The following is a 22,233-nucleotide window of genomic DNA, read 5'->3' as shown; positions in this document are numbered from 1 at the left end:
TGTCACCGGCCTGTTCGCTTGCAGCCTGCAACAACAAGGGCTTTGGGTATAACCCCTTTGGCGCGAGCTGTCGCCAACTGTTGAATCTTAGCCCAGCAATTTTTCGATACGCTGTAGCCCTGCGACCAAGCGGTCAACTTCCTCACGGGTGTTATACAGCGCCAGTGAGGCACGGCACATGCTCGGTACTTTGTAGTATGCCATCAGCGGCATAGCACAATGGTGACCGGTTCGAATCGCAATGCCATATTGGTCGAGGAAGCTACCGACATCATACGCGTGGTGCGACCCCAGATTAAAGGCTATCACCCCTGCCCGCGCCGTGGGGCCATAGAGTGTCAGACTCGAGATTTGGCTCAACTGTTCCAGCGCGTACTGCATCAACGATTGCTCATATTGCTGGATTTGTGCAAGGCCCAACTCATTGACGTAACTAATTGCCGCGCCAAGCCCCATAATCCCTGCGGTATTTGGAGAACCAGCTTCAAAACGCCAGGGGGCATCAGCAAAAGTGGTGCCTTGGGTCAGGCTCACCGTTTTGATCATCGAACCGCCCCCTTCCCATGGCGGCATCTGCTGTAACAGTGCACTTTTGCCGTACAGAATACCAATGCCAGACGGCCCGTACAGTTTGTGCCCTGAGAAGAGATAAAAATCGCAATCCAGTGCCTGCACATCCACCGCTTGATGCATGACCGCCTGCGCACCATCCACCAGCACCACCAACCCAGCCGCTTTGGCCTGAGCAACAATCTCTTGGATCGGATTCACCGTCCCCAGCACATTGGAGACATGGGTTATCGCCAGCAACCGCGTGGTGTCATCAATCAAATCCAGCAGTGCACCGGGTTTCAGCTCACCGGTTGCCGTCAGCGGCCATACGCGAATTTCAACACCGAGATCTTTCGCCACCATCTGCCACGGCACAATATTGGCGTGATGCTCCATTTCGGTAATGATAATGCTATCGCCCGCCTGCAGGAAGTGGCGGCCATAGCTGTTTGCCACCAGATTGATGGCCTCGGTGGTGCCTTTAACGAAGACTATCTCCTCGACAGAGGCGGCATGAATAAAATCAGCCACCTGACTGCGCACCGCTTCCATCTGTTGGGTCGCCTCGGCACTCAGGCTATGAATGCCCCGATGAACCGCCGCATAACCCTCACGGTAGAAGTTAAGTTCCCGGTCGATAACCACCTGTGGCTTTTGCGCACTGGCTGCGCTGTCCAGATAGGCCAGCGGTTGCCCATTAACCTGACGGCTAAGCAGTGGAAAGTCAGCCCTTACCCGTTCAATAGGAAAACTCATAGCGACTCTCCCGCCAGCCGGTCAGCAATCCGCGCCAGTACCACTTTACGGATGGTCTCGCTGTGAATAGCCTCGGTTAACTCTGCGGCAAAGGCAAAAATAATCATCTGCTGCGCATCAGCTTGATTGATGCCACGCGATTGCAGGTAGAACAGCTGTTCGGCATCAATGCGCCCCACTGTCGCCCCGTGGCTACATTTCACATCATCGGCGTAGATTTCCAGCTGTGGCTTGGTATCCACCTCGGCTAACTTGCTCAGCAGCAAGTTATTGTTGGTCATCTGACCATCCGTTTTTAGCGCATGCTGGGCCACTTTAATCATGCCGTTAAACACCGCCTTACCCCGCTCACGCACTATGGTTTTGTGCAACTGGCGGCTTTCGCAATACCCTTTATTGTGCTCCAGATAGGTGCGGGTATCACAGATTTCACGCCCGATAGGCAGCAGCAGGCTATTGATAGATAAAGTCGCGCCCTCACCATTTAACTGGGCGCTGGTGTTATGACGAGTCAGCCCCGCGCCGAGCAAGAAACTGTAGCTGCGCGCTCGCGCATCACGGCTTAGCACTAAATCATTATGGGCAAAGTGGTAGCTCTGCGGGGTTTCAAATGCCAGTTTGTAATGGCTCAACTCAGCATTATCACCGAGGTTAATCGTGAGCCGTGCGCCGGTGAAATGCGGCTGCGGGTTGAGGCTGACAAAATGCTCAATCACTTCCGCCTGCGCGGTTGTTTCAACCGACAAATGATGACGGTAATGGCTGGTATTCACCACCTCAGACCCGCTGCCTGAGCTGATATGCAGCAGGTAGAGGGGCCTATCACTCTGTTGCCCCGCCGGCAGACGAATGTGCAGACTCTCCTGCGCCAGGCTCTCTGTCAGGTGCAAAAAGATTTCCGGCCGGATAGCGGCAGGTAGCGGCACACTCTGCGTCAGGTGGGTGAGTTGATAAGGGCCGCAGTCGCTGTCACTTAACTCAGGTGCATACCTGCCATCAATGAAAACTAAGCGATGGGCATCTTGCACCAATGACAAGGCATCACGCTGAGCGGCGGTTACGGCCGGAGCGCTGGCAAAACTGAAATCATGGGCCAATAGACGCTCCAGGGGCGTATATTTCCAATCTTCATGCTTAATGCTGGGAAAGCCCAACTCCAGCACCTGCTGCCAATGTGCCGTTGCCTCGCTACCTTTACCGCTCTCGCGCTGTTTGAATAGCAGACCAAAATTTTTCAGTGCATTAATGCGCTGCTGTTCCAGCATACGTTGCTGTTCCGGCACCCGTTTTGGTTCTGGCGCACTGCTTTGTTCAGATGTTTTACTGTTGGTCGGTAAGCCAGCCATAGCCTTGCTCCTCCAACTGTTTTACCAGGGTGAAATCACCGGATTTGATGATGCGGCCTTGATACAGCACATGCACAAAGTCAGGTTTTACGTAGTCGAGGATTCGCTGATAGTGGGTCACAATAATAAATGCGCGCTGCTCATTGCGCAGCGAGTTCACGCCGTTGGCCACTATTTTTAGCGCATCGATATCCAGCCCGGAGTCGGTCTCATCCAGAATGCATAAGGAGGGTTCCAGTGCTGCCATCTGCAAGATATCATTACGTTTTTTCTCGCCACCAGAGAAACCCACGTTAACTGAGCGGGTCAGCAAATCAGCGGGCATTTTGAGCAACTCAATTTTTTCTTCGATGAAATCTGAGAAGTCAAAACGATCCAGCGGCTCCTGCTGGCGGTATTTACGCACCGCATTGACGGCCGTTTGCAGGAAGAAATGGTTACTGACGCCAGGGATCTCCACCGGGTATTGGAAGGCCAGAAACACGCCTTCACCCGCGCGATCTTCCGGTGCTAACTCCAGCAGATCTTTACCCTTAAATTCCACGCTCCCCTCAGTGACTTCATACTCTTCACGCCCCGCCAAGGTGGCGGATAAGGTGCTTTTCCCCGAGCCGTTCGGCCCCATGATGGCATGCACTTCACCGGGTTTGATCTCCAGATCCAACCCTTTCAGAATCTCGTTACCTTCAACACTCACTTTCAAATTCTTGATGCTTAACATAGGTTTCCTTGGTGCGCAAAACGTGACGAATGCTTATTCAACTCATGCTTAACCGACACTGTGTTCCAGGCTAATAGCCAACAATTTCTGTGCTTCGACGGCAAACTCCAGCGGCAATTCGGAGAAGACATCCTTGCAAAAACCGTTGACAATCATTGAGATGGCATCGTCTTCGCTGATGCCGCGCTGCAAGCAATAAAACAGTTGGTCATCGCCAATCTTTGAGGTGGTCGCTTCATGTTCCAATTGTGCTGAATTATTGCGCACCTCCACATAGGGGAAGGTATGCGCACCGGAGTCCGGGCCAATCAGCATCGAATCACACTGGGTGAAGTTACGGGCGTTATCCGCACCGGGCAGAATTTTTACCAGGCCACGATAGGTGTTTTGGCTATGTCCGGCAGAGATCCCTTTGGCGATAATTGTTGATTTGGTGTTTTTGCCAATGTGGATCATCTTGGTGCCGGTATCGGCCTGCTGGTAACCGTTGGTCAGCGCCACTGAGAAGAATTCGCCGATTGAGTTATCACCCTGCAAAATCACACTCGGGTATTTCCAGGTAATGGCGGAGCCGGTTTCAGATTGGGTCCACGACATTTTTGACCCCTCACCTTCACACAGTGCGCGCTTGGTGACAAAGTTGAGAATACCGCCAGTGCTCTCAGTACCGGCAAACCAGTTCTGAACCGTGGAGTATTTCACTTCGGCATTTTTGTGCAAAATGACTTCAACCACTGCGGCATGTAGCTGGTAGGTGTCACGCACTGGCGCGGAGCAGCCCTCAATATAGCTGACATAACTCCCTTCGTCGGCAATCAAAATAGTGCGCTCAAACTGACCGGTTTTGGCGGCATTGATCCGGAAGTAGGTGGATAATTCCATCGGGCAGCGCACCCCTTTTGGCACATAGACAAAAGTGCCATCAGAGGCCACCGCCGCATTCAGCGCGGCAAAAAAGTTATCTTTTGCCGGAACCACAGACCCCAGGTACTGACGTACCAGATCCGGATACTCTTGAATCGCTTCGCCAAACGAGCAGAAAATAATCCCTTGCTCAGCCAGCTTGCCGCGATAGGTGGTCGCCACAGAAACCGAGTCAAAAATAGCGTCAACCGCCACCTCGGCCCCTTCTCGTACCGGCACCCCGAGCTGGGCAAACGCCGACTCCACCTCAGCGGTAAGGTAATCACTCTCTGCCGACGACTGCTGCACCGCGCCCGGCTGCGAATCACAGCTATCATCACAACTGCCGCACGAGGGCGCAGAGTAATAGCTATAATCCTGATAATCCAAGCTCTTATAATGGGCTTTCAGCCAGTGCGGCTCTTCCATCTCTAGCCAGCTGCGATAAGCGCCGAGTCGAAACTCCAGCATCCATTCAGGTTCATTACGTTTCGCTGAAATGGCGCGGATAACATCTTCATTGATGCCTTTCGCCAGCTCATCTGTCGCCAACTGTGTGAAAAATCCCTCTTTGTAGCGACCATCGCTGACCCAAGCCTGCACATCATCTGGCACTTCTACATTGCTTCGTGTCATTTCGTTTACATCGCTCAAACGCCAAAACTCTCGCCACACCCGCAGGCATGCTGAGCTTTAGGATTATTAAATTTGAAGATCTGGTTTAGCCCTTCGCGGACGTAATCCACCTCGGTGCCATCGATAAATGGCATCGCTTTTAATGGCACGTAGAGTCTGGCGCTACCTTGCTCAAACACCAGACAGTCGTCGGCTGGCTCTTTCGCCATATCCATCACATAGGCAAACCCAGCGCAACCGGACTGCTTGACCCCGAGCTGCAACCCTTTAATTTGCGGGTCTTGTTGCATGAGCCGGGTAATTTGCGCGGCAGCACTCTCTGTTATCGTCACGCCTTGCCAGACATTCTCGTCGAGTGAAAATGTGCCGACTGATTGCTGTTGCATATGCCCTACCTTATGTTTCTCAATTACCCATTTATTTTGGGTATAGTACATTTCAGGTTAAATATTTGCTGGCTGATTATGAGTAAATCAACACAGAATGTTCACAATGGTAGTGATAATAATTATCACTTCAACCATTTGTTTTGCAGGGATATTAAGAAAAGTGCCGTTTTGACCTCAAATGAGGCGGCAACGAATAAGCATGCTGCGATGGCCGTAAAAGTCTTGAGGAACAACTGTACTTTTATCACCCTGAAATAACTGAATAATTTTTACAGCAACGCTCAAATCCCTTGCTATATCAAAGGCTAATCGCAGTCAGCCCTTGCGTTTTTAAACATTCATAGAAAATACCTATTTCTCCATTAACTTTAGCTGAAAACAGCCGCTGGGGAAACCTATCAGAGTGATTCGCCGCATTTATCGGATAAACATTCTCTTTACACTTTAAACAGTAAGGGTATTAACGGCGTTAACTTTATATAGCGACAAGGGCAGGTATTTGGCGAATAAATTAGTCAGCGGGGCAAGATAAATAGAAGAGGTATATTTAGGTGACTCAAGGCCAATCAATGACCCTGAGCAGGATAATAATGGGGTTTATGGGTAATGGTGTTATCGCGTCAACACCGCCGTGGTTAAGCGGGAGGTACAACACAACTGGTTCTGGTCATCGAAAATCTCAATCTGCCACACCTGATGGCTGCGACCCACGTGAATAGCGCGACAACAGCCACGCACTTTCCCAGTGCGCACCGCTTTCAAATGGTTAGCATTAATTTCCAATCCCACAATCTGTTGACCTTCAAGGGTGCACAGATAGCCCGCCATCGAACCGAGAGACTCCGCCAGCACCACCGAAGCCCCGCCATGTAACAGGCCAAAAGGTTGTGTGGTGCGATTATCGACCGGCATAGTGGCTTCCAGTTCGTCATCACCCAACCGGGTTATCTCAATACCTAAGTGGGCAACCATACAACCTTCACCGATCTTATTCAGTTCCGCCAGCGTGGCTTTACGTTTCCAAAGCATTAAGTTATCTCCAATTATATCTGCGCTAATTAAACAAGCTCCAATAGTGCCTGCAACGGATGTCGTAATCCATTGCCCTCAATGCGCTTAACTTGGCTACGGCACGAATAACCGGTGGCTAAGCAACGTTTACCCGGCAGTTTTTGCAGTGCTTGCTGCCAGGATAGTGCGTAGATGCCCAACGAGTTATCGATGTTTTTTGCTTCATGACCATAGGTCCCGGCCATGCCACAGCAGCCGACACTGACACTTTCCAGTTTGGCACCGTAGCGGGAGAATATCGACGCCCAATGTTGACTACTGGCGGGCAGTGCGGTGCTTTCGGTGCAGTGACCAAACAGATACCAGGACTCACCGCTCATTTGCTGCTCGGGCTGCTCCGCCAGTGCCACCTGTAGCCACTCATGCACCAGTTGCACATTAAAGTTACCGCGCGCATCACCCAGAATCTCTTTATATTCATCGCGATAGCAAAGTACTAATGCCGGATCAACCCCGACCATCGGCATACCCAATTGCGCAATGCGGTTCAGGAAATCTGCGGTCTTGCGCGCAGTTTTGGCGAAACGCAGCAGGAAGCCTTTAATATGTTGCGCCTTGCCATTGGGTGAGAAAGGGAGCAGCACCGGGTTAAAGCCCAGTTTTTCCACCAGCCGCACAAAATCGGCCACCACCTGCGCATCATAGTAGCTGGTGAAGGGATCTTGCACGATCAGCACATGCTGACGGCGTTCAGCTGCGGGCAGTTTCTCCAACTGTTCCAGCGTCATGGTACTGGCGTAGTGGCCCGACAACGACTGCTTCAGCGAGGGAGTGGAGAGCATCGGTAGATCCACCATGCCGATACTCTTGCGGCTTAACGTGCCAACCCACGGCTGTTTTAGGAAGAAATTAAAGATCTTCGGCGTTTTCGCCATTAACGGCGCATAGCTCTCCACTCCCGCCACCACATAGTCGCGCAGTGGGCGGTGATAGCGGGTGTGATACAGCTGCAAGAAACGCGAACGAAAACCGGGCACATCAATTTTTATCGGGCACTGGGTCGAACAGGCTTTGCAAGCCAGACAGCCCGACATCGCCTCTTTGACTTCATGGGAGAAATCATAATCCCCCTTGCTGGCATGCCAGGTGTTGCGGGTCTTTTCAATCAGGCCACGTAGACTCGGGCGCTGAGTGGCCAGCCCCTGTTCCAGCGCCACCGGATCAACCCCTTGTTCAGAGAGCAGCCGTAACCACTCGCGCACCAATGTTGCGCGCCCTTTGGGCGAGTGAATTCGGTTACCGGTAATCTTCATCGAGGGGCACATGGGGCTACGGGCATCAAAGTTGAAACAGAGGCCATTGCCATTACACTCCATCGCGCCACGGAAGGAGCTTCTGACCGCCAGCGGGATCTGTCGATCCAGGGTGCCGCGTTTATCCGAGCTATCCACTCTCATCATGGGCGCATCACTGCCTAATGGTGAGCAGATTTTCCCCGGATTCAAACGGTTATCGGGATCAAAAGCCGATTTAATGCGCCGCAATTCGCGGTACAGCTCTTCGCCGAAGAAGTCAGGGCTGTACTCAGCGCGGAAGCCTTTCCCATGCTCCCCCCACAATAAGCCGCCATAGCGCGCCGTCAGTTGCACCACCTGATCAGATAGCTGTTTCATCAGCATCTCTTGCTGCGGATCGCACATATCCAGTGCCGGACGCACATGTAATACGCCAGCATCCACATGACCAAACATGCCGTAAGTGAGATTGTGGCTATCCAGCAGTTGGCGGAACTCAACAATATAATCGGCTAAATGTTGTGGCGGCACACAGGTATCTTCCGCGAACGGAATCGGCTTGGCCTGCCCTTTACTGTTACCGAGCAAACCCACCGCTTTTTTGCGCATCGCATAAATGCGCTCAATACCGGCCAGATCGCCGCAAATCTGATAACCAATCACCCCGCCCTCTCTGGCAGCGAGATAATCATCCAGCCGCTGACAAAGTGACGCCATTTGGCTGTCGATCAGCGCCTTATCATCACCGGCGAACTCAACAATATTCAGCCCCAGCATCTCTTCATCCGGCACATCGGTAATCAACTCATTGACCGAGTGCCAGACAATATCTTCTTTCGCCAAATTGAGGACTTTGGAGTCCACGGTCTCCACTGATAGCGCCTTCGCCTCCACCATAAAAGGGGCGTGGCGCAGCGCAGAATCAAAGGAGTCATACTTCACATTGACCAAACGGCGGACTTTCGGCAGCGGCGTGATATCCAGCGTGGCTTCAGTGATAAAGGCCAGCGTCCCCTCGGCACCGGTTAAAATGCGCGTTAAGTCAAAGGTTTGCAGATCATCACTGAACACGTGACGTAAGTCATAGCCGGTCAGGAAGCGGTTTAATTGGGGGAATTTTTCCAGAATCAGCGCCCGCTGGTCACGGCAGCGATTCAGCACCGTTTGGTAGATGCGGCCGATAATTGAATCTTCCTGAGCAATCGTTTCCGCCAATGCCGTCGGCATGGCACGGGTATCCAGCATCTCACCGCCGAGCAAAATAGCCCGCAGCCCCAGCACGTGATCGGAAGTTTTGCCATACACCAAGGAGCCTTGTCCAGAGGCATCGGTGTTAATCATGCCGCCTAATGTGGCACGGTTACTGGTCGATAGCTCCGGCGAGAAGAAGTAGCCAAAAGGCCGCAGGTATTGATTCAACTGATCTTTAATCACGCCAGCTTCGACCCGCACCCAGCCTTGCTCCAGATTAATATCCAGAATGCGATTCATGTGGCGCGACATATCCACCACAATTCCGTGGTTTAACGCCTGCCCATTGGTGCCAGTGCCGCCACCACGGGGCGTAAACAGCAGCGATTTAAAACTCTCTTGCCCCGCCAGGCGACCAATCAGTGCGACATCTGCCGTCGAACGGGGGAAAACAACGGCATCGGGTAGCAGTTGGTAGATACTGTTGTCCGTCGCCATGGTCAGGCGACCGGCATAATTGGTGGCAGTATCGCCGGTGAATCCGTTTTGCTTCAAAGCATCCAAAAAATCCAGCACCAACTGAACAACACCCGGCGCTTGAGAAATCTGTGGGATCATGAGTGTGACCCTATCTATAGGTATGTGTGTTTGTTATTTCGCTAAAAGATTATCTGTTCGCGATCGCCTTTGTCGAATAATTTATGCCAATTCAGAACGATGGGAAAGTGATGGCTGTCGGCCACGGAGAAATAGAGCAGCAAACCATTGAGTATCAAAATTTTATATTGCACAAATAATAGCCGCAAACCATTAGAAGCAAATTATTTCAGCCTTTTTACGGCGGCCAGATCTCTATTACATCGCCGATATTCTCCTTTTTTAAAAAAATCGCCGCAGTAAAATCCGCTGCTATCTATTAAAAGTGGCAGAAATACACCATGATTAGTGCAGATGCTTAATGAGTTCCAAACCCAATTAATGCAGATTAGTGCAGAAATAAGCAGTGCGATGGCCACCTTGCCATGACTTTCGAAGTGAGAACCCACTGATGAATTACCCGCAACAACGTCGTCTCGATTTACCTAAACTGATGTTTGGGGTGATATTCATTTTGATCATGATTATCGCCAGCTTCTGGGTGGTACAACCTTTTATTATGGGCTTTGCCTGGGCGGGCATGGTGGTCATTGCCACCTGGCCACTGCTGATTAGGCTACAAAAAATCCTTTGGGGGAAACGTTGGTTAGCGGCATTAATCATGACGCTGCTACTGGTTTTGCTATTCGTCATTCCGATAGCACTACTGGTCAGTAGCCTGGTGCAAAACAGCGGCCCGCTTATCCAGTGGGCATCCAGCCCCTCTAATTTACGGATGCCCGATGTCACCTGGCTGCAATCAGTCCCCATGGTGGGCAATAAGCTCTATAGCAGTTGGCATACGCTGATTGCCGGTGGCGGTAATGCGATTATTGCTAAAGTGCAGCCCTATGTCGGTGCGGCTGCGACCTGGCTGGTGGCTCAAGCCGCCCATGTTGGCTACTTTTTAATTCATCTGGCGCTGATGGTGCTATTTAGCGTGTTGCTCTACTTCCATGGTGAGCAAGTGGGTTTGGGTATTCGCCATTTTGCGGTGCGAGCAGCCGATAAACGCGGTGATGCCGTGGTGGTCTTGGCGGCGAAAGCGATCCGCGCCGTGGCGCTGGGGGTGGTGGTCACCGCACTGGTACAAGCGGTGCTGGGGGGGATTGGTCTGGCCATTGCCGGGATCCAATATGCCACCCTGTTTACCGTGTTGATGTTTATCTGCTGTGTTGCGCAACTTGGGCCGCTGTTGATACTGGTTCCGGCGATTATCTGGTTGTACTGGACCGGCGACACCACATGGGGCACGGTACTGCTGGTTTGGAGCTGTATCGTCGGAACCATGGACAACGTTTTGCGACCTTACCTTATCCGCATGGAAGCCGATATGCCGATGATCTTAATTCTCTCCGGGGTTATTGGTGGCCTGCTGTCATTCGGCATGATTGGGCTATTTATCGGCCCGGTGGTGTTAGCTATCTCCTATCGCCTGACGGCAGCTTGGGTCAGCGAAGCCCCTGAACCAGAAGAGAGCATTACAGAAGTCGCCAAACATTTGGAAGAACTTTAGCTTTTAGGGGGTTGGGCAATTATCCTGCGCAACCCCCGCGCCTCAGAACCATCCGCTATGATTATTTAATAATAGCCACTTAAAATCCCCTATTTATATTCTCCGCCAGCAATCCTATAAATAATTAAATAAGCCGATTATTAATAACCATTTGAAATCACTGTAATGGGAAGCATTTATTCAATCTATTTTATTCAGATGATTCTTAATGACTAAACCAAGGAATTTACTTACTATTATTATAAGATATTGCTTTCCCCAAGGCGTTTAAATAAATCATTTCAGAATGATTTACTTAAATATCTGTAATCGAATATACGTATTGCTGTGTGTAGTCTTTGCCTATCACTTAAGATGGGCTTTTTTTTTGCTGCTATCTTTTTTTACTATCTTTTATTTTACTATTCCCTTTTCATTACCACTCTCGCTAATTTTATTGCTGTTGCTCCTTCCCAACCAAATTATCGCCACTATTCAACCCACTCTATTGGGATGCAGACAAAAAAATCCGCAACCTAAGCTGCGGATAATTAATTGGTGGTTGATTTATATCAGCAATATCAATGTTGAGTATGTTGCGCCAGACTCAGCCAGGTTTGCACCACGGTATCTGGGTTAAGGGATAAACTGTCGATCCCTTGCTCCATCAACCAGATAGCAAAATCTTCATGATCTGATGGCCCTTGACCACAAATCCCAACATATTTGCCCTGCCGTTTCGCCGCCTGAATTGCCATTGAAAGCAGTGCCTTGACCGCCTCATTTCGTTCGTCGAACAGCTCAGACACCACACCGGAGTCACGATCCAGCCCCAATGTTAGCTGAGTCATATCATTGGAACCGATGGAGAAGCCATCAAAATGCGCCAGGAATTGGTCCGCCAGTAACGCATTCGATGGGATTTCGCACATCATAATGAGTTTCAAACCATTCTCGCCACGTTTCAGCCCTTGCCGTGCCAGCTCTGCGACTACCGCTTCCGCCTGAGCCACAGTGCGGACAAAAGGCACCATCACTTCGACGTTGGTCAGCCCCATCACATTGCGCACCCGTTTAACCGCCTCACACTCCAGGGCGAAACAGTCGCGGAAGCTATCGGCAACATAACGCCCGGCCCCACGGAAGCCCAGCATCGGGTTCTCTTCGTGCGGTTCATAAGCCTCCCCACCGACCAGATTGGCATATTCGTTAGATTTGAAATCTGACAAGCGCACAATCACCCGTTTAGGCCAGAACGCCGCCCCCAGGGTCGAGATACCTTCGGTCAGGCGGCCGACATAAAACTCAACCGGATCGTCATAACCATTCATCAGCGCCTTGATCTCAGCCTGAATAGCCGGTTCCTGACTGTCAAACTCCAGTAACGCTTTAGGGTGCACGCCAATCATGCGGTTGATGATAAACTCCAGCCGCGCCAGCCCCACCCCCTCATTCGGCAGGCGGGCAAAGTCAAACGCCCGGTCTGGATTACCGACGTTCATCATTATTTTCAACGGTAAATCAGGCAGTTCAGTCACCTGCGAGCTTTGAATCGAAAAGTCGAGCAGTTCATGATAAACGTAGCCAGTATCGCCCTCGGCGCAGGAAACCGTGACATTCTGCCCCTCTCGCAGCAGCTCCGTGGCATTACCACAACCGACGACCGCCGGGATCCCCAGCTCACGGGCAATAATGGCCGCATGGCAGGTACGTCCACCACGATTGGTCACAATGGCCGAGGCTTTTTTCATGATCGGTTCCCAATCAGGATCGGTCATGTCGGTGACCAGAACATCACCCGGCTGAATGCGGTCCATCTCGCTAATATCGTGGATCACTTTCACCGGCCCCGCGCCAATGCGGTGCCCGATAGCCCGTCCCTCCACCAACACATTGCTTTGGTGATTCAATTGGTAGCGTTCCATCACCTGCTCGTTGGAACGCACCGTTTCCGGGCGGGCCTGCACGATAAACAGTTTGCCGGTGTGACCATCTTTAGCCCACTCGATATCCATCGGGCGGCCATAGTGCTCCTCAATCAACAACGCCTGATGCGCCAGTGCTTCTACCTCATCATCGCTGAGAGCGAAACGATTGCGCTGCGCCTCTGGCACATCTTCAATTTGTACCTGTTTGCCATGATCCTGACTTTCGGCATAAACCATGCGAATCTTTTTCGAACCCATATTACGGCGCACAATCGCCGGCTTACCACTACGTAGCGTTGGTTTATGGACATAGAACTCATCTGGATTCACCGCCCCCTGCACCACCATCTCCCCCAAACCATGGGCTGCGGTGATGAATACCACCTGATCAAAACCTGATTCTGTATCAATGGTAAACATCACGCCGGAAGAGGCGAGATCTGAGCGCACCATGCGCTGCACGCCAGCAGAGAGCGCCACACCGCGATGGTCGTACCCCTGATGCACGCGATAAGAGATGGCGCGATCATTAAACAGTGAGGCGAAAACATGCTTGATGGCAATCATCACCGCATCAATGCCCTGCACATTAAGGAAGGTTTCCTGCTGACCAGCAAAGGAGGCATCGGGCATATCTTCCGCTGTCGCCGATGAGCGCACCGCAAAGGAGGCCGCTGGCTCGCCATCCGCTAGCTGCTGATAGGCTTGATGAATGGATTGTTCAAACTCAGGATGGAATGGTGTCTCAATAACCCATTGGCGGATCTGCGCGCCCGCTTTGGAGAGTGCCGCAATATCATCAACGTCAGTTTGATCCAGCAATTGATAGATACGTTGGTTAACGCCACTTTGCTCCAAAAAGTCGTTAAACGCCTGAGCGGTAGTGGCAAAACCATTGGGCACCGAGACACCCAGTGCGGAGAGATGAGTTATCATTTCACCCAGGGAGGCATTCTTGCCGCCAACCCTTTCAACATCGTGCATGCCAAGCTGGTTGTACCAAAGCACATTACACAGGTTTAGGCCATTGTTGGACATCGAAACAATCCTTTTTACATTGTTTATAGTGACGAACCGTCTGTAGGGGACAAATCGTGGTTAGCGCAGCTAACATCCCTGCCACCTTAAGTAGCAAAGATCTATTTCAGATTAGCATAATGATCCATACCCCATGGACAGGTGAATCGATCAAGCCAACAAGAAAAGTTATTTTCGGGCGATTCTGACAGCAAACACTTTACCGACATGCCGAATAAGGCACACTGATTGCGCTAAACTTGCAGCAATATGATGCCTTATTAACCAATGCCATTAATCCGAACGACAAAATATTCAGGAGTCAGCGTGGAAAGAAGTGTGTTTTATATTTCGGATGGTACGGCAATTACTGCCGAAGTACTGGGTCATGCGGTCCTGTCGCAATTTCCGGTTAAAGCCACCACCTTTACGCTGCCATTTGTTGAAAGTGCCGCACGGGCGCAAGAGGTGTGCCAAAAAATTAATGATATCTATCAGAATACCGGGGTCAGGCCGCTGGTTTTTTATTCGATAATCAGTCCCGAAGTGCGGGAACTCATTCAGCACAGTGAAGGGTTCTGCCAGGATATCGTGCAGGCATTGGTTGCACCACTTCAGGGTGAACTCGGCGTGGCACCGCAACCGGTACTCAATCGCACCCATGGTTTAACCGAAAGCAATCTGAGCAAATATGATGCCCGTATCGCCGCCATTGATTACGCCCTGGCTCATGATGACGGTATTTCTCTGCGCAATCTGGATCAGGCGCAAGTGATTCTACTGGGGGTCTCTCGCTGCGGAAAAACCCCCACCAGCCTCTATTTAGCCATGCAATTTGGTATCCGTGCCGCAAATTATCCGTTTATCGCCGATGATATGGACAATTTGCAGCTTCCAGCGGCGCTGAAACCCTTTCAGCATAAACTTTTTGGCCTCACCATTAACCCTGAGCGGCTGGCTGCCATTCGTGAGGAGCGGCGAGAAAACAGCCGTTACGCCTCACTGCGCCAATGCCGGATGGAAGTGGGGGAAGTGGAGGCGCTATTTCGCAAAAATCAGATTCGCTATCTGAACTCCACCAACTACTCCGTCGAGGAGATCTCCACCAAAATTCTGGATATTTTGGGCATGAGTCGGCGGATGTTCTAATCAGACCATTGCCAGACTTATCATTTGCAATTTATTTAATCAAAATTTGTATAAATCACGGCGATGGCGGTTGAATTCATTTAGTTTTGGTTTATTGTGATCGCCATCACTTCCCGGTATTCCTGCCGCAGAGAAGAACGGATTTAGAGAATTTCCATGCATAAGACAGATGAATTGCGGACCGCGCGCATCGACAGCTTAATTACGCCACAACAACTGGCGGAGAAGTTGCCGATCTCTGCGGCCATTGCCGATAACGTGACAGCGTCACGTAAGCGGATTGAGAAGATACTCACCGGTGAAGATCCGCGCCTGCTGGTGGTGGTCGGCCCCTGTTCAATTCACGACCTTGATGCCGCGATTGATTACGCCACTCGCCTGAATGTATTGCGCCAGCGCTATCAAGACCGCCTCGAAATCGTCATGCGCACTTATTTCGAAAAGCCGCGCACAGTCGTAGGCTGGAAGGGGCTGATTTCTGACCCCGCTCTTGATGGCTCCTGTCAGGTCAATTTGGGTATTGAGATGGCCCGTCGCTTGCTGCTGGCGGTGAATGAGCTAGGGCTGCCGACGGCGACAGAATTCCTGGATATGGTGACCGGTCAATATATTGCCGATCTTATCAGTTGGGGCGCGATTGGCGCACGTACCACCGAAAGCCAGATTCATCGTGAAATGGCCTCAGCACTCTCCTGCCCGGTCGGTTTCAAAAACGGCACTGACGGTAATACCCGCATTGCCATTGATGCTATTCGTGCCGCACAAGCCAGCCACATGTTTTTGTCACCGGATAAGCATGGCCAGATGACCATTTACCAAACCAGTGGCAACCCGCACGGCCATATCATCATGCGCGGCGGAAAAACCCCTAACTATGGTGCTGCGGATATTGCCGCAGCCTGTGATAGCCTGCGTGAATTCGATCTACCCGAACATCTGGTGGTGGATTTCAGCCACGGCAATTGCCAGAAGATGCATCGTCGTCAGTTAGAGGTCGCCGCCGATATTGGTCAGCAGATCCGCGCCGGTTCAACGGCTATCGTTGGGGTGATGGCGGAGAGCTTCCTGATGGAAGGAACACAGAAAATTGTTGCGGGTCAGCCCTTAACCTATGGGCAATCCATTACCGACCCCTGCCTAAACTGGGCCGATACCGAGCAACTATTGAGTCTACTGGCTGATGCGGTCAGCAGTCGATTTTAACTAGCAGCGCCCTTCAGCTAGTAAGATATCTTAATTAACATAGTGATAGAATGGCATTAGCCGTACCGGGTTAATCACTGCGGTAATTCTGTTCTATCACTAAATGATATGATCCACGCTGTTATAATTCCCCGTGCACTAGATTCCTCCTATCTATTTATCATCACCAATTGACTCACTGAATCATTAATGAAAAACAAGGAGTTGGCATATCAAGTAATGAATATTGCTATTGAAATATTGCGCAGATGCAGATGATAATTATTATCACATTCAAAATGATATGAACGCTAAAAAACAGACATTATGAATAATCCCACTCGTCGCATTCAGGATTTGAATTACACCGCCGACCAGCAGCACTCGACTTTGCCACTGTCCTCACTGCGCAGCGAACAACTGCTTGGCCAACAGGATGTGGTGGCGATCCATCATCAAGGCCAGCTCTACTATTTACGCCAAACCAAAGCAGGAAAACTGATCCTGACTAAATAATGATTTAGTCGCCAGAGTACTGTTTCCGATAATTATCACTACGCCAGCCACCGAATAGCTCCCCCAAGGCAGCCAGCAATCCTTTGATTATGTTTAATAACATATGGAGAGTTGCTTATGTCTCGTCTCTTTCGTTTGTCTTCGTGCAGTCTGGCAATCACCCTGGCATTATCGCCTTTAGCCACTGCCAGCCTCGCCGCCGAGAGTAAAAATGACACCCTTGTCATTACCGCTGACCGCCCCATCACCGACAGTTTTAATGCTGCCGGAACCATCACCACCATTGATGATTCATTACCACAAAAACAGACCGCGACCAGCGCCGCAGAGATGCTGCAAAATGAGCCGGGGGTCAGTGTCACTGGGGTTGGCCGCACCAACGGACAGAATATCAATATTCGAGGCTATGACCAATATGGGGTGCTGGTACTGATTGATGGTATCCGTCAGGGAATTAGCGGCGCCCATATCAACGGGACTTTCATTGATCCGGCGCTGATAAAACAGGTTAGCGTCATTCGCAGCCCATCAACCTCACTGTTTGGTAGCGGTGCCATGGGCGGCGTGATTGCTTACCAAACAGTCACGGCGGCGGATCTATTGGCTAAAGATCAAAACTTGGGTTTCCGGCTCAGCGGCTATAGCGCCAGTGCCTATCATAGTCGCGGCGCGGCGCTATCGCTCTTTGGCCGCACAGATAATCTGGATGGCCTTATGGCCCTGAGTACACGTAAGGTCGGAAATATACGCCAAAGTGATGGTTATACTGCTCCCAATGATGAAGCTGTGAACAATCTGATGCTCAAAGGCACCGCCTACCTCTCTGAGGGGCAATCATTAACCACCGGACTGCGCTACTACAACAACCGCGCGCAGCAGCCTAAGATGGCCAATAGTAGCCAGCCAAACCCACGAATGAACCCCATGATGGCGCGACATACCCTGCAACGTGATGCCGACCTGAGCTATCGGCTGCAACCGCAACACCTTGAGTGGCTAGACTTCACCAGCAAAATCTACTACTCGGAGATTAATGTCAGTGATCAGGTGAGCGCCAAAGATTTTGGCAATCGTCGGCAGAGGAGTTCGGGGGTAAAACTGGAGAATCGTAGCGCGCTATTTACTGATAGCCCGGCGGCACATCTGTTCACTTACGGTGCGGAGAGTTATCGTCAGCAGCAGATCCCCGATGGCTTAATCCGCAGCTTCCCGCCGGCCAGTGTCAGATTTACCTCCGGCTGGTTGCAAGATGAGATAACCCTGCGCAACCTACCTGTTACCTTACTGGCAGGGACCCGTTTCGACAGTTATCAAAACAGCCGCGTGGGCTTTGCCAATCGGGATGCCAAAAAATGGTCAACACGGGGCGCGGTGACACTCAACCCGACAGATTGGCTGATGCTGTTTGGCGCCTACAGCCAGGCGTTTCGCACCCCGACACTGGCCGAGCTGTATAACAACTCAAACCATTTTTGGGTAAATTACTGGAAACCCAACCCAAGTTTACACCCCGAAAGCAACGTCACCCGGGAAGCGGGTTTTGGTTTACATTTTAACTCGCTACTGACCGATGACGATTCAGTCAAATTCAAAACCAGCTATTTCGCTATTAACGCTGAGAACCGCATTACCCCTGAAGTTAAACTCATCACCTCCCGGTACATTAATATCCCGCAGAGCAAAAGCTGGGGCTGGGATGCATCATTGGACTATCAAAATCCGTGGTTTGACTGGGCACTGGCCTATAACCGCACCCGGGGCATTAATCTGGCGACCCGCCAATATATTAACAGCATCAATCCTGACACGGTGACCAGCCGCCTGAATCTCCCTATTGCCAACACCGGTCTAAGTGCCGGCTGGCTAGTCAAGATGGTGGGCAACACGCAATTTATGAAAAATAATGATGCGCAGCAGAGGTCTGGCCCCTATAAACCACAACATGGCTATACCCTGCATGACTTCTATCTGAGCTATCGTGGGCAAGGGGCTTTGCAAGGTGTCACCACCACAGCGGTACTGAGTAATGCTTTCAACAAAGAGCACTACTCACCGCAAGCTATTCCTCAAGATGGCCGCAATGCCAAATTACTGATTAGCTATCAATGGTGATCAAGGGGGCATTCAACACATAGATAGTTTTTGATTGAAATAGAGTGGTAGGGCCGCCCCATGTCATCTCAGACGGCTGACAACCTCAATGATTCGATCGATAACGGTGAGGATAGGTAGAAGAGTCAAGCGTCCGCGCCAGGAATGGCGCGGTTCGAGCCATCAGGGATGATTTTACGGCGTCTTGACGACCTGCTTATTCTCTCCGCTCAGGCGACTTTGTCAATAACCTCAGGTGGCAGGGTATATCTCCCTGCCTCTTAACTGGAGCAGGAAATTTCCAGATGTTTTCCCCAATCCGGCGGCAATGCCGCCAGGTCATCAAACTCAGGTTGATCGGCAAAAGGTTGCTGCAACGCCTGATGTAAGCGCTGTAACGGCTGAATATCATCTTTCTCAGCATGAGAAATCACATGCTGTGCCAGATAGTTGCGCAGTATATATTTAGGATTAACCGCTTTCATCGCCTGCTGGCGCTGTGCATCATCCACTGACTCTTGCTGCAAACGTGCACGATAGCGGCTATACCAACTGTCAAAAGCAGCTCTGTCGACAAAATCATCCCGCAGTGGCGATTGTGCCGAATGGATCTCAACCTCACTCAACAAGCGGAAGGTGCGGGTATAGTCGCGCCCCTCTTTACTCATCAAGCTCAATAGTGCCGTCAGCAGGTCGTTATCCTGACTGCCGCTGTCAAAGAGACCTAATTTGGCGCGCATCTGCTGACCATAAGCCGCCATCAGTTCTGGCTCATAAGCATTCAGCGCCAGTTGCAATTGATCTACCGACATCAAACCGGACAACGCCTGCCCTAAGCGGTGCAAGTTCCACAGTGCGACCGCCGGCTGATTATCAAAAGCATAACGCCCCTGATGATCGGAGTGATTGCATATGTAGCCGGGGACGTAATCATCAAGGAAACCAAATGGGCCATAATCCATGGTTATGCCGAGAATCGACATATTATCGGTATTCATCACGCCATGGGCGAAACCTACCGTTTGCCAATGGGCCATTAAGCGGGCGGTGCGCTTGACCACATCGGTAAACCACAACAGGTAACCCTCCGCCAGCCCGACCAACTGCGGCCAGTGGCGGGCAATAACATAGTCGGCCAGCTGTTTGACCTGCTCAGGCTGCTGTCGATAGTAGAAATGCTCAAAATGGCCGAAGCGCACATGGCTTTCTGCCACCCGCAGTAGCATCGCCCCGCGCTCTGGTTGCTCACGATAAACCGGATGATTGCTGGTGACGATGGTCAATGCACGACTGCTGGGTATCCCCAGATGGTGCAAGGCTTCGGAGGCCAAAAACTCTCTCACCACCGAGCGCAACACTGCGCGCCCATCTCCCATACGCGAATAGGGGGTCAAGCCCGCGCCTTTCAAGTGCCAATCCATGCTGCGGCCATCACTCAGTTGCTGCTCCCCCAGCAAAATACCACGACCGTCACCAAGCTGCCCCGCCCATACGCCAAATTGGTGGCCGCTATAGACCTGCGCCAGCGGCTCCATGCCCGGTAATAGCGCCTCACCTGCCCATATAGCCGCTTTCGGGCCACTAAACCAACTGGCATCAAGCCCTAACTCTTGCGCCAGTGGCTCACTGTGATAGAGCAAATGTGCCCCTGTTAATGGCGTTGGCTGCAAATGGGTGTAGAAACCGCTCAGTTGTTGCCCGTAGCTGTTGTTAAATTGTGGGGTGTTAGCAGGTAACATCAGCGTAATACCTCCGCCAGCCAGTGGCGAACTTGCAGCAGCTCAGCCTGTGACTCAGGGAAATCAGCACCTAACTGCTGGCAGACCGCATGGATGGCCTCGGGGCGATAGCTCACGCCTTGTAACCGTTCTGCTAGCGCCTCCAGCGGGGCTGGGTTCAAACTGTCGGTGAATATTTGGCAGCGATCAATCGCACCGTGTAATACATCAAAATGTAGCTCAATTCCGCCCCAAACAAAGCGAGTATCGACTAAATGGCTAAAAGCCGGGGCTTGGCCAAAGTTCCACTCCCAACTGCTCTGTTTGGCAAATTGTTCAGTGAAGCCGGGCAGGTCTGGCAAAACTTGTGGCGAGATTATCTCTGCGGCGACTTCTTCATGGTAATAATCGAAGAATGCCTGCTTAATGGCGGCGCAAATCTGCTGGTGGTTAACTCCCGGCAACAGCTCCACCAAATTGGTGACTCGGGAGCGCACTGAGGTAATGCCTTTGGCCTGCAATTTTTTGGGATCGGGATTCAGGTAATCAGCTAAACGATTGAGGTCAGCGCTCAGTAATAGCGTGCCATGGTGAAAACCACGATCCTTGGTCTCTTTGTAAGCGGAACCCGAAACTTTGCGCTCACCATCCCCCTTAACCACCACTAAGTCATTACGCCCGGAAGCTGTGGCCTGGATCCCTAGCGAGGCCAAGGCATTGAGAATAATTTGAGTTGATATTGTTTTATCGTATTCCGGTTTACCGGCCATAAAAGTGAAGCAGCTGTTGCCCAAATCATGAAATACCGCCCCGCCGCCACTGCTGCGGCGCGCCAGCTTCACGCCATCTTGTTCCATGCGCCGTGTATTGCACTCCTTCCACGGATTCTGAGCGCGACCGATGACCACGGTATTAGAATTTTGCCACAAAAACAGTACCCGCTGATCCGGAGACATTTGGCGAAAAATGCACTCTTCTACTGCCAGATTAAACCAGGGATCATAAGAATCAGAAATGAGTAAGCGCAGGGATGACATAAACAGGGCTCCGAACCAGAATAAGCAGCCACTAAGATAGCATAACCCACAGTGATATCTTCAGCTTCAGCCTATTGATGCAATACCCTATTTAGATGCGACGCGCTTGCCAGTAGACACGTTTCCAGTACACATTTTCCAGTGATGAGCGGATAACGCCTTTACTGGTTGAGGCATGGATGAATTCGTCATTGGTATCGTAAATGCCAACATGCAACCCATTCTGCCCACTGCCGGTTTTGAAGAAGACTAAATCGCCGGGCATCAGATCATCACGAGAGACTTTAGTCCCTAACGTGGTTTGTGCCACTGTGGTGCGGGGCAATTGCATATCAAAACGATCGCGGAAGGTGCGGTAAACAAAGCCAGAACAATCAACGCCACCTTGATCCAGCCCGCCATTTCGATACGGCGTGCCTTCCCATTGACGTAACTGCTCATTCAGTTTGGCAACCACCACAATAGAATCAGACAAGTGGCCACTGGGTGCCGGTGCATGGCTGCTACAGCCAGCAAGAATCATGCTGATCAGAAAGATCCAAAAACGCATCCGCATCGATATTCCACCCAGGGTGAGGCTTAGCCAATTCGCCGCACAGTGAACTGTTTGACGTTATATCTGGCTAGCGAAAGGCACCAGTAGGGTTAATTTAGCTATCGAGTA

The 22,233-nt window shown here is 51.2% G+C and carries 16 protein-coding genes and 1 other RNA gene; 6 read left to right on the top strand and 11 right to left on the bottom strand.

All coding sequences use genetic code 11. From position 1 onward, the window contains the following. Positions 1 to 87: 87 nt before the first annotated feature. The 7 genes from sufS to FFE93_RS09585 all read right to left on the bottom strand — a co-directional run bounded on the left by sufS (position 88) and on the right by FFE93_RS09585 (position 9,418). Entirely contained in the window at positions 88 to 1,308 is a 1,221-nt protein-coding gene (sufS, locus tag FFE93_RS09620) for a cysteine desulfurase SufS (RefSeq protein WP_138775070.1), read from the bottom strand. Then, entirely contained in the window at positions 1,305 to 2,654 is a 1,350-nt protein-coding gene (sufD, locus tag FFE93_RS09615; protein ID WP_138775069.1) for a Fe-S cluster assembly protein SufD, read from the bottom strand. Before sufD ends, sufS begins: the two co-directional genes overlap by 4 nt. Next, positions 2,629 to 3,375: a Fe-S cluster assembly ATPase SufC gene (sufC, locus tag FFE93_RS09610; protein ID WP_005270311.1), complete on the bottom strand. Its 747-nt coding sequence runs from the start codon at positions 3,373 to 3,375 to the stop codon at positions 2,629 to 2,631. Before sufC ends, sufD begins: the two co-directional genes overlap by 26 nt. Before the next feature lie 48 nt (positions 3,376 to 3,423). Then, a complete protein-coding gene (gene sufB / locus FFE93_RS09605) occupies positions 3,424 to 4,914 on the bottom strand; it encodes a Fe-S cluster assembly protein SufB (protein ID WP_032896179.1) in 1,491 nt (496 codons plus the stop codon). Between the two features lie 14 nt (positions 4,915 to 4,928). Continuing rightward, a complete protein-coding gene (gene sufA, locus FFE93_RS09600) occupies positions 4,929 to 5,300 on the bottom strand; it encodes a Fe-S cluster assembly scaffold SufA (protein ID WP_032896177.1) in 372 nt (123 codons plus the stop codon). 615 nt (positions 5,301 to 5,915) lie between these two features. Then, positions 5,916 to 6,332 carry a hotdog fold thioesterase gene (locus FFE93_RS09590; RefSeq protein WP_005270288.1) on the bottom strand — a complete coding sequence of 139 codons (417 nt, stop codon included), beginning with the start codon at positions 6,330 to 6,332 and terminating at the stop codon, positions 5,916 to 5,918. A gap of 29 nt (positions 6,333 to 6,361) precedes the next feature. Then, positions 6,362 to 9,418 carry an FAD-binding and (Fe-S)-binding domain-containing protein gene (locus FFE93_RS09585; protein WP_138775068.1) on the bottom strand — a complete coding sequence of 1,019 codons (3,057 nt, stop codon included), beginning with the start codon at positions 9,416 to 9,418 and terminating at the stop codon, positions 6,362 to 6,364. 430 nt (positions 9,419 to 9,848) lie between these two features. Between FFE93_RS09585 and ydiK the strand changes: the two genes are divergently transcribed. Both ydiK and rprA read left to right on the top strand, forming a co-directional pair. Then, a complete protein-coding gene (gene ydiK, locus FFE93_RS09580; protein WP_054872007.1) occupies positions 9,849 to 10,952 on the top strand; it encodes an AI-2E family transporter YdiK in 1,104 nt (367 codons plus the stop codon). A gap of 261 nt (positions 10,953 to 11,213) precedes the next feature. Continuing rightward, an RNA gene (gene rprA / locus FFE93_RS09575) (antisense sRNA RprA) lies at positions 11,214 to 11,322 on the top strand. 190 nt (positions 11,323 to 11,512) lie between these two features. Here rprA and ppsA read toward each other — a convergent pair. Then, entirely contained in the window at positions 11,513 to 13,897 is a 2,385-nt protein-coding gene (ppsA, locus tag FFE93_RS09570) for a phosphoenolpyruvate synthase (RefSeq protein WP_049600188.1), read from the bottom strand. A 306-nt stretch (positions 13,898 to 14,203) separates the two neighbouring features. Here ppsA and FFE93_RS09560 point away from each other — a divergent pair, with 306 nt between their 5' ends. The 4 genes from FFE93_RS09560 to FFE93_RS09545 all read left to right on the top strand — a co-directional run bounded on the left by FFE93_RS09560 (position 14,204) and on the right by FFE93_RS09545 (position 18,835). Further along, the gene (locus FFE93_RS09560) at positions 14,204 to 15,025 is read left to right on the top strand and encodes a pyruvate, water dikinase regulatory protein (RefSeq protein ID WP_032896172.1); all 822 of its coding nucleotides are present in this window, start codon (positions 14,204 to 14,206) and stop codon (positions 15,023 to 15,025) included. Between the two features lie 156 nt (positions 15,026 to 15,181). Continuing rightward, on the top strand, positions 15,182 to 16,228 hold the full coding sequence (locus FFE93_RS09555) for a 3-deoxy-7-phosphoheptulonate synthase (RefSeq protein ID WP_005270273.1): 1,047 nt from the start codon (positions 15,182 to 15,184) through the stop codon (positions 16,226 to 16,228). Positions 16,229 to 16,534: 306 nt separating this feature from the next. Then, positions 16,535 to 16,723, top strand: coding sequence for a hemin uptake protein HemP (gene hemP, locus FFE93_RS09550; RefSeq protein ID WP_057646738.1), 189 nt, complete (start codon positions 16,535 to 16,537; stop codon positions 16,721 to 16,723). Between the two features lie 117 nt (positions 16,724 to 16,840). After that, on the top strand, positions 16,841 to 18,835 hold the full coding sequence (locus FFE93_RS09545) for a TonB-dependent hemoglobin/transferrin/lactoferrin family receptor (RefSeq protein WP_138775067.1): 1,995 nt from the start codon (positions 16,841 to 16,843) through the stop codon (positions 18,833 to 18,835). Positions 18,836 to 19,095: 260 nt separating this feature from the next. On the opposite strand, the gene FFE93_RS09540 is transcribed toward FFE93_RS09545, so the two are convergent. From FFE93_RS09540 to FFE93_RS09530, 3 genes are all read right to left on the bottom strand, one after another. After that, positions 19,096 to 20,553 (bottom strand): protein adenylyltransferase SelO, encoded by a 1,458-nt coding sequence (locus tag FFE93_RS09540; RefSeq protein WP_005270264.1) that lies wholly within the window; start codon positions 20,551 to 20,553, stop codon positions 19,096 to 19,098. Further along, positions 20,553 to 21,569, bottom strand: coding sequence for a lipoate--protein ligase A (locus FFE93_RS09535; protein WP_057646743.1), 1,017 nt, complete (start codon positions 21,567 to 21,569; stop codon positions 20,553 to 20,555). Before FFE93_RS09535 ends, FFE93_RS09540 begins: the two co-directional genes overlap by 1 nt. A gap of 91 nt (positions 21,570 to 21,660) precedes the next feature. Next, the gene (locus FFE93_RS09530; RefSeq protein ID WP_005270262.1) at positions 21,661 to 22,125 is read right to left on the bottom strand and encodes an NlpC/P60 family protein; all 465 of its coding nucleotides are present in this window, start codon (positions 22,123 to 22,125) and stop codon (positions 21,661 to 21,663) included. Positions 22,126 to 22,233: the final 108 nt, after the last annotated feature.

The sequence above is a fragment of the Yersinia sp. KBS0713 genome, from assembly GCF_005937895.2.
In the GTDB taxonomy this organism is placed as follows: Bacteria; Pseudomonadota; Gammaproteobacteria; order Enterobacterales; family Enterobacteriaceae; genus Yersinia; species Yersinia bercovieri.
This window is presented reverse-complemented; position numbering and strand designations above follow the sequence as displayed.